Annotated in this window: 10 protein-coding genes; 8 read left to right on the top strand and 2 right to left on the bottom strand. The window is 74.1% G+C overall.

The genetic code is table 11. From position 1 onward, the window contains the following. The first annotated feature begins 142 nt into the window (after positions 1-142). The 8 genes from ACGFYN_RS05995 to ACGFYN_RS05960 are packed head-to-tail and all read left to right on the top strand — an operon-like array spanning position 143 to position 9,474. Positions 143-1,267, top strand: a complete 1,125-nt coding sequence (locus tag ACGFYN_RS05995) for a glycosyltransferase (protein ID WP_393864528.1) — start codon at positions 143-145, stop codon at positions 1,265-1,267. Between the two features lie 20 nt (positions 1,268-1,287). Continuing rightward, positions 1,288-2,748: an exopolysaccharide biosynthesis polyprenyl glycosylphosphotransferase gene (locus ACGFYN_RS05990; protein ID WP_393864527.1), complete on the top strand. Its 1,461-nt coding sequence runs from the start codon at positions 1,288-1,290 to the stop codon at positions 2,746-2,748. A gap of 6 nt (positions 2,749-2,754) precedes the next feature. Next, entirely contained in the window at positions 2,755-4,095 is a 1,341-nt protein-coding gene (locus ACGFYN_RS05985) for an O-antigen ligase family protein (protein WP_393864526.1), read from the top strand. Continuing rightward, positions 4,092-5,783, top strand: a complete 1,692-nt coding sequence (locus ACGFYN_RS05980) for a lipid II flippase MurJ (RefSeq protein WP_393864525.1) — start codon at positions 4,092-4,094, stop codon at positions 5,781-5,783. Before ACGFYN_RS05985 ends, ACGFYN_RS05980 begins: the two co-directional genes overlap by 4 nt. Next, positions 5,773-6,564: a polysaccharide deacetylase family protein gene (locus ACGFYN_RS05975; protein ID WP_393864524.1), complete on the top strand. Its 792-nt coding sequence runs from the start codon at positions 5,773-5,775 to the stop codon at positions 6,562-6,564. Before ACGFYN_RS05980 ends, ACGFYN_RS05975 begins: the two co-directional genes overlap by 11 nt. Continuing rightward, positions 6,561-7,703 (top strand): glycosyltransferase, encoded by a 1,143-nt coding sequence (locus ACGFYN_RS05970; RefSeq protein WP_393864523.1) that lies wholly within the window; start codon positions 6,561-6,563, stop codon positions 7,701-7,703. The genes ACGFYN_RS05975 and ACGFYN_RS05970 overlap by 4 nt, the downstream gene beginning before the upstream one ends. After that, positions 7,700-8,368, top strand: a complete 669-nt coding sequence (locus tag ACGFYN_RS05965) for a lipopolysaccharide biosynthesis protein (protein WP_393864522.1) — start codon at positions 7,700-7,702, stop codon at positions 8,366-8,368. The genes ACGFYN_RS05970 and ACGFYN_RS05965 overlap by 4 nt, the downstream gene beginning before the upstream one ends. After that, positions 8,365-9,474, top strand: coding sequence for a GNAT family N-acetyltransferase (locus ACGFYN_RS05960; protein WP_393864521.1), 1,110 nt, complete (start codon positions 8,365-8,367; stop codon positions 9,472-9,474). The genes ACGFYN_RS05965 and ACGFYN_RS05960 overlap by 4 nt, the downstream gene beginning before the upstream one ends. A gap of 3 nt (positions 9,475-9,477) precedes the next feature. On the opposite strand, the gene ACGFYN_RS05955 is transcribed toward ACGFYN_RS05960, so the two are convergent. Together ACGFYN_RS05955 and ACGFYN_RS05950 are read right to left on the bottom strand one after the other, a co-directional pair. Next, positions 9,478-10,674, bottom strand: coding sequence for a glycoside hydrolase family 26 protein (locus ACGFYN_RS05955; protein ID WP_393864520.1), 1,197 nt, complete (start codon positions 10,672-10,674; stop codon positions 9,478-9,480). A 120-nt stretch (positions 10,675-10,794) separates the two neighbouring features. After that, positions 10,795-12,714 (bottom strand): AMP-dependent synthetase/ligase, encoded by a 1,920-nt coding sequence (locus ACGFYN_RS05950; protein ID WP_393864519.1) that lies wholly within the window; start codon positions 12,712-12,714, stop codon positions 10,795-10,797. Positions 12,715-12,785 lie beyond the last annotated feature (71 nt).

Raw genomic sequence — 12,785 nt, 5'->3', positions numbered from 1 at the left:
GGCTCACCTCGTGATTTCAGCGATGCCGGTTGAACAACGGAACGCACGCTCTCGAACGGGTGCGGGATTTTATATCAAGAACACGAGCCGCACGTCTTGGCCCCCGGCTCGGACTCTTTTGTTCGGAAGGGCAGCGTCGCTCATGAGTAATTCCCCACGCGTCCCTCACGTCCTGCATGTCGCCCAGCCCGTCGAGGGCGGAGTCGCGCGGGTCGTGACGGACCTGGCGGCCGCTCAGCTCGCCGCGGGGCTGCGGGTGACCGTCGCCTGTCCGGCGGGCGGCACGCTGTCGGACACGCTGCGCGCGCAGGGCTGCACGGTGCTGCGCTGGGACGCGACCCGCTCGCCGGGGCACCGGTTGCCCGGTGAGGTACGGCAGTTGACGGGGATCCTGCGCGCGGTACGCCCGCATCTGGTGCACGCGCACAGCGCCAAGGCGGGCCTCGCGGCCCGGCTCGCCGTACGCGGCCGTATCCCCACCGTCTTCCAGCCGCACGCCTGGTCGTTCGAGGCCGCGCACGGTGTCGTCGCGAGTATGGCGCTGGGCTGGGAGCGGTGGGGGGCGCGGTGGGCGACGCGTGTGCTGTGCGTGAGCGAGGCGGAGCGGCGCACCGGGGAGCGGGTCGGAATCGGCGCGGCCTGGGAGGTGATCCCCAACGGGGTCGACACCCTCAGGTTCTTTCCGGAGGGTGACCGCGCCGGGTCCGGGACCGGGCCGCTCGTGGTGTGCGTGGGCCGGCTGTGCCGTCAGAAGGGGCAGGACGTACTGCTTCGGGCCTGGCCCGAGGTGGTGCGGCGGCTGCCCCGTGCGCGCCTGGTGCTGGTCGGCGACGGTCCCGACGCGGACCGGCTGCGCGCCGCGGCGCCCGGTTCGGTGACCTTCGCCGGTACCGCGGCCGACGCCGCCCCCTGGTACCGCGCCGCCGACGTCGTGGTGCTGCCGTCCCGCTGGGAGGGCATGGCCCTCGCCCCGCTGGAGGCCATGGCCTGCGCCCGGCCGGTCGTCGTCACGGACGTCGACGGAGCGCGCGAGAGCCTGCCGCCGGAGCTGGTGCCGCACTGCCTGGTGCCGCCGGAGGACCCCGGCGCGCTGGCGCGGGCGACGACGGCGCTGCTGCGGGACGAGCCGCTGCGCGCGGCGCTGGGCGCACAGGGCCGGCGGCACGTGCTCGCCGCCCACGATCTACGACACGCGACGGACGCAGTGATCGACGTGTACCGCGCCTTGCCCGGCATCGTCGTCACGCCTGCCGTCGTATCCAACTAGAGCAGGAAGTGCATCACCTGATGACTGCGGAAAGTACCGTTCCCCCTCCTGCGGGGCAGCAGCCGCGGGCGGCAGAGCGCGCTGTCTCCGTCCTCCCGCCGCGCGGCCCCGTGGCCGGACGCCGACTGCCCGCCGGACGCAGCCGCCGCCGTCCGCGGCGGGCCTCCCGGGTGTTCTTGCCCCTCGCCGACTCCGCCGCCGCACTGCTGGGGGCGCTCGTCGTGCCCGGAGCCCTCGCGTATCCCCTGGTCATCGCCCTGCTGGCGCTCGGCGTGATGGCGCTGAACCGGCACGCCCGTCTGTACGACACCGCCCTCGTGCGCGGTGTGCTCGACGAACTGCCCGCCGTCTGCGGGCGGATCGGCGTCGGCTGGACGGCGGTGGCGGCGTTCTCCCCGCTGCGGCCGGTGCCGCTGACCGTGCTGGCCGGTGCGTTCGGCGTGCACTGCGCGGCGGCCTGTGCGGGCCGGGCGGCGCACGGACGCCGGGCCGCCCGGCGCCGGCCCGAGCCCGCCCTGATCGTCGGACCGGTCGCGGCGGCCCGGCCGGTCGCGGCGGCGCTGCTGCGCCAACCGGGCTGCGGCGTACGGCCGGTGGGCCTGGTCACCGACTCCCTGGACCTCCTCACCGGCTCGGGCGAGGGCCCCAAGCTGCCGGTGCTCACCACGGACCAGGAGACGCACCGGGCGGTCATCCAGAACGGCGTGGAGACCGTGCTGGTCGTGGGGCCCGCCACCCGGGTGGAACGCACCGCCCTGCTGCGTGACCTGGCCGCGTACGGCTGCGTGCTGTGGGAGCTGGACGCCGGTTCGCCGTCGTACGGCTTCGGCGGGCGGCGGGAAAGTGCCGGGCAGCTGGCGGGCTTCTCGCGCCGGCTGCTGTGGCCGGCGGGCGGGCACAGGCGCGGCGGTCTGGGCAAGCGGGTGCTGGACCTGGTGCTGTCGGGCTCGCTGCTGCTGCTCGTCTGCCCGGTGCTGCTGGTGTGCGCGGTCGTGCTGCGGGTCATGGACGGGCCCGGCGTCGTGTTCCGGCAGGAACGGATCGGCAAGGACGGGCGGCCGTTCACGCTGCTGAAGTTCCGCACCCACCGGCCCGCCAGCGCGCACGAGGCGGCGACCCGCTGGAGCGTGGCGAACGAGCAGGAGATGAGCCGTTTCTGCCAGTTCCTGCGCCGCACCTCGCTGGACGAGCTGCCGCAGCTGTGGAACGTGTGCCGCGGCGACATGAGCCTGGTCGGGCCGCGGCCCGAACGGCCTTACTTCGTCGCCGTGTTCAGCCAGACCCATCCGGGTTACCGGGAGCGGCACCGGATGCGGACCGGGATCACCGGGCTCGCCCAGGTCCACGGGCTGCGTGGCGACACCTCCATCGAGGACCGGTGCCGCTTCGACAACGCCTACATCGACAACTGGTCGCTGTGGCAGGACATCTGCATCCTCGTGCGCACGGCGGTGCTGTTCGTGCGGCCGACGGGGAGCTGAGTGCGGGTGAGCTCTCCCTCGGCGGCCTCCGTACCGTTCGTGCCGTCGCCGGCGGTGCTCGGCCGGGTCGCCCCCGTGCTGCCCGTCGTGGCGGTGATCGCCCTGATGGGGCTGCCGTCCGCGTCGGACAGCGGTGCCTCGCCCGCCGACGCGGCCTGCGGACTGGCCGTGCTCTGGGCCGCCGTGCGCACCGTACGGGAGGCGCGGCGTCCGCTGACCCGGACCGCCGCGGTGGTGCTCGGGCTGCCCGTGGTGGGCATCGCGGTCGCCGCGACCGGGGCGATGACGCCCGGTGACGGGATCACCGGACTGGCCCGCTATCTCCAGGTGTTCGTGCTCGTTCCGCTCGCCGTCGTGCTGCTGGTGCGCGGCCGGCGCGACGCGCGGCTGGTGCTGTGGTCGCTGGCCGGGCTCGCGCTGTGGCAGGGCGCGGTCGGGGTGCACCAGTACCTCACCGGGACCGGCGCCTCGTACCAGGGCGCCGACATCCGGGCGGTGGGCACCTTCGGGCCGTCCGACGTGATGGGGATGGCGAGCGTCGTCGCCTGCGGAGTGGTGGCCCTGACCGCTCTCGCGCTCGGGACGCCCGCGCGGCGGCAGCGGATCGTGGCCGCGGGATGCGCGCTGGCGCTGCTCGTGCCGCTCGCGCTGTCCTTCAGCCGGGGCGCCTGGATCGCCACGGCCGTGGCCTGCGGTACGCAGCTGCTGCTGGCCGGTGTGCGGCGGGCGCTGGCGGTGCTCGCGGCGGCGGGCGCGGCCGCGGTGGTGCTCGTGGGCGGGTTCGGCGTGGGCGCCGCGGCGCTCCAGGAGCGGCTGACCAGCATCACCCAGGTCACCGACGCGCCGGACCAGTCGGTCGTCGACCGGTACACCATGTGGGCGGCGGCCACCGACATGTGGCGCGAGCACCCGGTGACCGGCGTGGGCCTGAAGGCCTTCCCCGCCTACCGGGACGCCCACGCCTCGCTCGCGCTGTCGTCGGGCAGCGACACCGGGGGCGCCGGCCAGGCCTACAAGCGCCAGCCCCTGCTCTCCCCGCACAACATGTACATGCTGCTGCTGAGCGAGCAGGGCCTGCTGGGCCTGCTCACCGTGGCCGGCAGCTGGCCGGCCCTCCTGGTCTGCTCGCTGCGCCGGCTGCGGCGCGCGGGACGCGCCCGGGACTGCGCCCTCGCGGCCACGGGCCTGCTGCTGTGGCAGCTCGTCAACTTCCTCTACGCCGACATCGGCGGACCCTCCACCACGATGACGGCCGTCTGCTTCGGCTTCGTCGCCTGGTGGGCGCTGGCGGGCTCGTCGGCGACGGATCCGGCCACGGAACCGGGCGCGGAATCGGGCGCCCTGTGAGGCCCGGACCCGCCAGGACGGCGGGTGCGCCGGACCGGATCACCGGTACGGGCGGCCCGCTCCCGGCGGGCGGCAGCTCCGGCCCGGCTGCCGCCCGTCCGGTCGGCGGCGCGCCCTCGCGCCGCTTCCTCGCCCGGGCGACCCTGCTCAGCGCGGCGCTCTCCATCGCCGGGGCGGTCCTCGGGCTCGGCCGGGACCAGGCGCTCGCGCATCTCTTCGGCGCCGGCGCGGAGACCGACGCGTTCCTGGTGGCCTGGACGGTGCCCGAACTGGCGGCGACCCTGCTGATCGAGGACGGCCTGTCGTTCGTGCTGGTGCCGGCGTTCAGCGCGGCGCTGGCGCTGCGGGCCCGCGGGAGGGGCAGGCCCGACCCCGTGCGCGCCCTGGTCGCCTCCTCGCTGCCCCGGCTGTGCCTGGCCTTCGCCGCCACGTCCGCCGCGCTCGTGGCCGGGGCACCGCTGGTGGTGTCCGTCCTCGCGCCCGGTCTGCGCGACGTGTCGCTCGCCGTCGCCTGCACGCGGCTGACCGCGACCTGTGTGCTGAGCTTCGGTCTCGCCGGGTACTGCAGCGCGGCGCTGCGCGCCCACCGTTCGTATCTCGCGCCCGGCGCGATCTACATCGCCTACAACGTCGCGATCATCACCGCGATGTTCGTCCTCGGCGCGCACTGGGGCGTGCGGGCCGCCGCGCTCGGCGTCGCCCTCGGCGGGTGCCTCATGGTCGCCGTACAGGCGCCGGCCCTTGCTCGGCGGCTGGCCCGCCGGCCCGGACGCCGGGCCCTCGCCTACGACGGGGACGGCGGCCGGCCGCTCGCGCCCGGCCTCGTCTGCGCGGTGCTGCTGTTCGCCCTGTGCCGGCAGTCGCAGGTGCTGATCGAGCGCTACCTCGCCTCCGGGCTGCCCGCGGGCGCCATCTCGCACCTCAACTACGCGCAGAAGGTGGCCCAGTTGCCGATGTCGTTGTCGAGCATGGTGTGCGTCGTCACCTTCCCGGTGGTGGCGCAGGCGATCGCCGAGGGCGACACCAGGCGGGCCCGGGACCGCGTCGAGCGGGATCTGGTGCTGATGGGCTCTCTGGTCCTGCTCGGCGCCGCGGTGGTGCTGGCCTGCGCCCCGCAGATCGTCCAGCTCCTCTTCCAGCGGGGCGCGTTCACCGCGCGGGACACCGCCGCCACCGCCTCCGTGATGCGGGTGTACGCGACCGGGCTGCTCGGGCAGACGCTGGTGGGGGCGCTCGTGCGGTCGTACTTCGCGGCCGGCCGTACCACCTGGTTCCCGCTGGGCGCGATGGGCGTGGGCGCGCTGACCACCGTCGCCGTCGGCACCTGGGCCGTCGGGCCCTGGGGCGCGTGCGGCATCGCCGCGGCCAACGCGGCCGGCATCACCGGCACCGCGCTGCTCCTGCTGCACGGCCTGGGCCCGGGCAGCGTGCCCGTGCGCGTGCGCCGCCTCCTCGCCGAGCTGGCCCGGCCGCTGTTCGCGGCGGTGTGCGCCACCGGGGCGGGCCTGTTCTGCTCCGGGCTGTTCGCCTCCCCCGCGGCCGCCGTCGCCGCCTGCTGCACCTGCGTGACCACCGTCTTCCTGGCGCTGGCCTGGCTTCTCGACGCCGCCGGCGCCCGGTCCCTCCTGCTTCCTGTCGCGCAGTACATCCGTAACTCCGTCACACGAAAGGTGGGCCATGGTCACTGACGTTTCCACCGCATCGCCCACGGCCGGGCCCAACCCACGACCGCCCGGGCGCACCCTCGCCCGGCGGGGGCCGGCCGCCTGGGTGGCCATGTATCACTCCGTCTCGGACTGCCCGGACGACCCGTACAACGTCACCGTCACCCCCGAACGCCTCGGCCGCCAGCTCGCCTGGATGACCGGCCGCGGTCTGCGCGGCGTGAGCATGCGGGAACTGCTCGCGGCACGCGCCCGCGGCGCGGAGCGCGGCCTGGTCGGGCTCACCTTCGACGACGGGTTCGCCGACTTCGCGAGTACCGCGCTGCCCGTGCTGCACCGCTGGGGGTGCACGGCGACCGTGTTCGTGCTGCCCGGGCGGCTCGGCGGCGAGAACGGCTGGGAGCCCCACGGGCCGCGCAAGCCGCTGCTCGACACGGACGGCATCCGCCGGGTCGCGGCGGCGGGGATGGAGGTCGCCTCGCACGGCCTGACCCACCTCGACCTGACCAGGACCACGGACGAGGTGCTGCACAGCGAGGTCGGCGACAGCCGACGGCTGCTCGCCGACATCACCGGCCGCGACGTCGAGGGCTTCTGCTACCCGTACGGCTACCTGGACGAGCGCGTCGCCACCGCGGTGCGCCGGGCCGGTTACCGCTACGCCTGCGCGATCTCCCCCGGTCCCGAGGGCTGCGGCGACTTCGCGCTGCCCCGCATCCACCTCGGCCGGGCCGACACCGCGCCCCGGCTGGAGCTGAAGCGGCGCCTGGCCCGGCGCTTCGGCCGCGCCGTGGTGGCCGCGTGAGGGCGCTGCACGTCATCACCGGTCTCGGTGTGGGGGGTGCGGAACAGCAACTGCGGCTGCTGCTGCGGCACCTTCCCGCGCAGTGCGACGTGGTGGGCCTGACCAACCCCGGCCCGGTCGCCGCGGGCCTGGCGGCCGACGGTGTCCGCGTCACCCACCTCGGGATGGGCGGCAACCGCGACCTCGCCGCGCTGCCCCGCCTCACCCGGCTGATCCGCGCCGGCCGTTACGACGTCGTCCACACCCACCTGTACCGGGCCTGCCTCTACGGCCGGATCGCCGCGCGGCTGGCGGGAGTTCGGGCCGTCGTCGCCACCGAGCACTCGATCGGCGACACCCGGCTGGAGGGCCGGCCGCTGACCGCGGGCGTACGGGCGCTGTACCTGGCCGGTGAGCGGCTGGGCCGTGCCACGGTCGCCGTCTCCCCGGCGGTGGCCGAGCGGTTGCGGCAGTGGGGCGTGCCGGCGTCGCGCATCTACGTCGTCCCGAACGGCATCGACGCCTCCCGGTTCGCCTTCGACGAGGTGCGGCGCAAGGAGGCGCGGGCGTTCCACGGGCTGCCCGCGGACGCGTACGTGATCGGCGGGGTGGGGCGCCTCGCCCCCGGCAAACGCTTCGACCTGCTCGTGCACGCGCTGGCCCGGCTGCCCGGTGACGTACGGCTGCTGCTGGTCGGCGGCGGTCCCGAGGTGGAGGCGCTGCGGCGCCTCGCCCGGGGGCTCGGGGTCGCGGACCGGCTGGTGCTGGCCGGCGAACGGCCGTATCTGCCGGGCCCCGGCGACGACGCGCCCGGTGTCGGCGCCTTGCTGTCCGCGATGGACGTGCTCGCCTCGCCGTCGGCCGAGGAGGCCTTCGGGCTGGCCGTGGTGGAGGCGATGGCGGCCGGGCTGCCCGTGCTGTACGCGAGCTGCCCCGCCGTGCAGGACCTGCCGCCGGACGCGGCGCCCGGCGCCCGGCGGATCACCGGCGGCTCCGGCGCGTACGCGCGGGAACTGCTGCGGCTGCGTGCGGCGGGCCCCGGCGGGCGCACCGCGCCGGACGCCGTGCGCCGCTACGACATCGCGAACAGCGCCCGGCAGTTGATGGATGTGTACACGGCCGCTCTGTCCGGCTCGACCCTGGAAGTGAGTTCCTCATGACCGACAACCCCGTTCGACCCGCCCGGCTGTCGCGCCGTGCGCGCGCCCGCGCGAGGCGGCTGCCCACGTGGTGGCTGCTGCCGGCCGGCGCGCTGCTCGGCGCCGTGGCCGGTGGCGCGTACGGGCTGGCGAAGCCGCCGCAGTACACGGCGACGAGTTCCGTCGTCGCGGTGGCGGCCGGCCGCTCGGACGTCGACTGCGCCGACGCGCTCGGCTTCGCGCAGGCGTACGGCCGGGTGGCGCCGCAGCTCGCGGTGCTCGGGGACGCGCAGCGGACGGCGGGCGTACCGGCGGCGGCGCTGCGCGACAGCGTGCAGGTCGCCTCCTCGCCGGACGCGCCGATGGTCTCGGTCTCGGCGACCGGTTCGAGCCCCGCCCGGGCCGCCGGCATCGCCAACGCGGTGTCCGGCGCGCTCGTCACGCAGGCGGACCGCACCAAGAAGGCCACCGGCATCCGCCTCGAGCGGCTCTCCCCCGCCCTGCGGCCCACCGAGCCGTCGTCGCCGTCCTGGAAGCTGACCGGGCTGGTGGGCGCGAGCGCCGGAGGTCTGCTCGGCGGCCTCGCGCTGCTGGCGCGGCCGCGGCGGTCCGCGGAGGCCGTCCGGGAGCAGGCGACGGTGCCCGCCCCGACCCACGCCGTGGACGCCCACGGGAAGCTCGGGTGAGCGCGGCCGGCCGCGCCCTGTCGGTCGAACTGTGCACGGACGAGGCGGCGTTCACCGCGCTGGCGGAGGAGTGGGGACGGCTGCACGCGTCCTGCCCGTCGGCGACGCCGTTCCAGACCCACGCCTGGCTGCACTCCTGGTGGCTGTCGTACGGCACACCCGGCGGGCTGCGGCTCTTCCTGGTCCGGCGGGATCGCCAACTCGTGGGCGCCGCACCGCTGATGAGCGTGCGGCGACCGGTGCCCCGGCTGGTGCCGATCGGCGGCGCCATCTCCGACTTCCGCGACGTGCTGCTCGACGAGGCGGCCGCCGAGGAGGGCGGCCAGGCACTGGCGGACGCCCTGGCCCGCGCGGCCCGCACCGCGCTGGTCGACTTCCGCGACGTCCGGCCGGGCAGCGCGGTGGAGCAGATCTACCGGCACTGGCGCGGTCCGCGCTGCCGTCTGCGCGACTCGACGTGCCTGGAGCTGCCCGCCCTGCCCATGAGCGACCTGATCAAGCGGCTGCCGACGACGCGCGCCCAGCGCATCCGCAACAAGGTGAACCGGATCGGCCGGCTCGGTGTCGAATGGCGCGTGGTGGGCCACGACGAGACGGAGGACGCGGTACGGCGCCTGATCGAGCTGCACCGGCTCCAGTGGGAGGGCAAGAAGGTCACACCGGAGCACACCCGGCCACGGTTCGTGGAGCATCTGACCCGCTCGGTGGTCCCGATGGCCCGCTCCGGGCAGGCCGCGGTGACCGAGTTCCTGCTGGAGGGCACGGTGGTCGCGGTCAACCTCCATCTGCTGTCAGGGGGGTTGACCGGCGAGTATCTGTACGGCTTCCATCCGCGGCTGCGGGACAGCAAGCTGGACGTGGCGACGATGCTGCTGCGCGCGTCCAGCGAACTCGCCTCCGGCGGCGAGGGCCGGGTGCTGAGCATGCTGCGCGGTGACGAGCCGTACAAGTACCGCTGGTGTCCCGAGACGGTCCACAACGAACGTCTCCTGATGGCCGGTCCGCTCACCGCGCCGCTGCTGGCGGCCTCCGTCTCGCACGCCACGGCCCGGCGTGCGGCCAAGAAGGTCCTGCGCAGGAAGCCCGACCTCCAGGCGCACGGGTAGCGCTCACTTCGGAGGCGGCGTCGGCACGGGTGTCGGTCGCGGCACCGGTGTCGGCCTCGGAGGGGTCACCGCGGGCGGCGTCGGCGGTCCTGGCGGGGCGGGGACCGGCGGACCCGGTGCCGGCCTCGGCGCGGGGGCGCCGGACAGCACCGCTCGGTACAGGGCGGAGGCCCGGGGATTTCCGCCGCACTGCCACACGCCGTGCGGGCAGTAGTCGGTGAGCGTGTTGTACAGCGGCTTCTGCTCGTCCATCCAGGCCAGCATCCGCAGCATGTACGTGCTGTCGTCGCCGTTGCGGAACAGGCCCCACTCCGGATACGAGAACGGCTTGTGGTGCCGGCGCGCGAAGTCCACGTGGAACTGGAGACCGTAGGGCTCGGACACCTGCTCGTCGAAGGACATCCCGTGGGGCTGGTCGTAGGAGTCCATGCCGACGATGTCGACGACGTCGTCACCGGGATAGCACTCCGGCCACGGGATCGCGTCCGTGCCGCGGGTGGGGGCGAAGTCGAACCTGAACTTCTGGCCCGGCACCGAGCGCATGACGGTGACGATGCGCCGCCAGTACTCCTTCCAGTGCTCGGGGTCGGGGCCGCAACGGTGCGTGTACGTCGTGCCGTTCATCTCCCAGCCGAGGACCAGGATCGTGTCGGTCGCGCCCAGGTCGACCAGCCGCTGCGCCAGGACCCGGAAGTGCTCGTCGTAGGCGCCGGCCGCGGCGCGCCGGAGCAGCCGCCTGACGGCCGTGTCGGAGAAATCCGCCTCGTTGTGCTCCATCAGCGGGACGTTGAGCACGAGCATCCGGTCGGCCTCGGCCCGCCGCCACTGGGCCCAGCCGTCCAGGAAGCCGTTGCCGCCCTCGATGTTGCTCCACACGTCGCCCGGCAGATACGTGTGCCCGACGCGCAGTTCGGTGCCGCCCAGCCAGCTGCTGAACTTCTGCATCCGCGCCACACCTGCGGCCTCGGAGTCGAGGAAGGCGCCGAACGCGGGCCGCTCGCTGTCCGCGCCCGCGGGGAAGGGCGGCACCTCCGCCGGCGCGGGCGTGGGGCCGGGCGCGGTGGGTACCACCGGCGGCGGGTCCGGGTTCTGGTCGTCGTCGAGCGAGGACATCGGGCCCCAGGCGAGTGAGGCCAGCGTGAGCACTCCGGCGGTGATGAGTGCCAGCCGTACGAGGGCGGACCGGCGGCGAGGGATCATTCGTCCTCCTTCACCGCAGATCCTATGTTCAGTGACGCTTAGTCATATATAACCTTATTGCCCCACTTGAGTCGGACGGCTCGACATGGGTCACCCGCTTGAGTGACCGGTCCAGGGACGTCAGCGGGCGTACAGCGCCTCTATTTCCTCGGCGTACGCCGTCGTCACCGCATGGCGCTTGATCTTCAGCGACGGCGTGAGCAGGCCGTTGTCCTCCGTGAATTCACCCTCCGCCAGGGTGAACGCGCGGATCGACTCGGCCCGGGAGACGGCCTCGTTGGCGTAGTCCACGGCCTTCTGGACGTCGGCGCGCATGCGCGGGTCCCGCACCACCTCGGACATGGGGGTGTCCCGGGGCAGCTTACGGACCGTCAGCCAGTGCTCCACGGCCTCCGGTTCGAGGGTGATGACGGCGGCCACGAAGGGACGGTTGTCGCCCACGACGATGCACTGGCCGATCGGCGGGCGGCTGCGCAGGCGGTCCTCCAGGACGGCCGGGGAGACGTTCTTGCCGCCGGTGGTGACGAGGATGTCCTTCTTGCGGCCGGTGATGGTGAGATAGCCGTCCTCGTCGAGGGCGCCCAGGTCACCGGTGGCGAACCAGTCGTCCTGGAGCACGGCGTCGGTGGCGGCCGGGTTGTTCCAGTACGCGCCGAAGACGACCCCGCCCTTGATGAGCACCTCCCCGTCCTCGGCTATGCGCACCGCCGTGCCGGGGACCGGGACGCCGACGGTGCCGGGGCGGGGCTTCAGCGGCGGGACGATGGTGGCGGCGGCGCTGGTCTCGGTCAGGCCGTAGCCCTCGTAGACGATGATGCCGGCGGCGTAGAAGAACAGGTTGAGGTTGCGGTCGAGGGGGGAGCCGCCGCTGATGGCGTAGCGCATGCGGCCGCCGAGCTCCTTGCGCACGCGGCGGTAGACCAGCAGGTCGTACAGGGCCCAGGCGGCGTAGAGGCCGGGGCCGGGTCCCTTGCCCGTCTCCAGGAACTTGTTCAGGTACGCCTCCCCGAAGCGGACGCCGATGCGGTCCGCGCGGTCGAAGGAGGCGCCGCGGCCGATCTTCTCGGCGGTCGCGCGGCCGGTGTCGTGGATCTTTTCGAAGAGGTACGGGACGCCGACGAGGAAGGTCGGCCGGAACTCCTTGAGCGCGGGCCTGAGTTCGTCGGGTTTGATGCTCGGGCAGTGACCGATCTCGATACGGGCCATCAGGCACGCGATCTGGAGGGTGCGGCCGAGGATGTGGGCGAGCGGGAGGAAGAGCAGGGTCGAGGCGACCTGGCCCGTGACCTCCTTGAAGATGGGGTGCAGCAGCTCGACCGTGTTGGCGGCCTCGGCGTGCAGATTGGCGTGGGTGAGCACGCAGCCCTTCGGTTTTCCGGTGGTTCCGGAGGTGTAGCAGATCGTCGCGGTCGTGCCGGGGGTGAGTGCCGTACGGCGCTTGGTGACCTCCTCGTCGGGCAGGTCGCCGCCGAGCGCGGTGAGGTCGGCGAGGGCGTCCTCGTCCAACAGCCAGACGCGGGGCGGGTGTTCGTGGCGGGCCGTGCCCGTCGCCACCGTGGCCGCGTTCTCGGCGGTCTCGGCGACGACCAAGCGGGCCTCGGAGTCGCGGACGATCCACTCCACCTGGTCGGCCGAGGACGTGGCGTAGACGGGGACGGTCTGGCCGCCCGCCGCCCAGATCGCGAAGTCCAGGACCGTCCACTCGTAGCGGGTGCGGGACATCACCGCGACCCGGCCGCCCGGTTCGAGGCCCGCCGCGATCAACCCCTTGGCCACGGCGGTGACTTCGCGGGCGAAGGCCGCCGCGGTCACCGGCCGCCAGCTGCCGTTGCGTCTGCGGCGCAGGACCACGGCGTCGGGGGCCTCGGCCGCGTTGGTCCAGGGGAGGTCGGCGGTGCTTCCGGAGGTGGCGCGGGGGGCGAGGGCCTGGGTGCGGGCCTCCCGTACGACGCCGGTCTCGTCCTTGGTGACCTCGACCCTGGTGCGGGCCGCGAGGTCGGTGCGCTGTTTTGCCCTCTTCAGATCCCTGCGTACACCCATGACGGCTCCCGGTCGGCTCTGACTGGGGGGTCAACTTACTCGCAAGTAAGAAAAGGTCAATGGTGCACCGT

The organism is Streptomyces sp. NPDC048419, from assembly GCF_043200415.1.
In the GTDB taxonomy this organism is placed as follows: Bacteria; Actinomycetota; Actinomycetes; order Streptomycetales; family Streptomycetaceae; genus Streptomyces.
This window is presented reverse-complemented; position numbering and strand designations above follow the sequence as displayed.

Bases quoted from the DNA above. Each gene is read 5' to 3' on its own strand.
- ACGFYN_RS05950 (WP_393864519.1), bottom strand. From the start codon at position 12,714: ATGGGTGTACGCAGGGATCTGAAGAGGGCAAAACAGCGCACCGACCTC.
- ACGFYN_RS05975 (WP_393864524.1), top strand. From the start codon at position 5,773: ATGGTCACTGACGTTTCCACCGCATCGCCCACGGCCGGGCCCAACCCA.
- ACGFYN_RS05955 (WP_393864520.1), bottom strand. From the start codon at position 10,674: ATGATCCCTCGCCGCCGGTCCGCCCTCGTACGGCTGGCACTCATCACC.
- ACGFYN_RS05995 (WP_393864528.1), top strand. From the start codon at position 143: ATGAGTAATTCCCCACGCGTCCCTCACGTCCTGCATGTCGCCCAGCCC.
- ACGFYN_RS05965 (WP_393864522.1), top strand. From the start codon at position 7,700: ATGACCGACAACCCCGTTCGACCCGCCCGGCTGTCGCGCCGTGCGCGC.
- ACGFYN_RS05990 (WP_393864527.1), top strand. From the start codon at position 1,288: ATGACTGCGGAAAGTACCGTTCCCCCTCCTGCGGGGCAGCAGCCGCGG.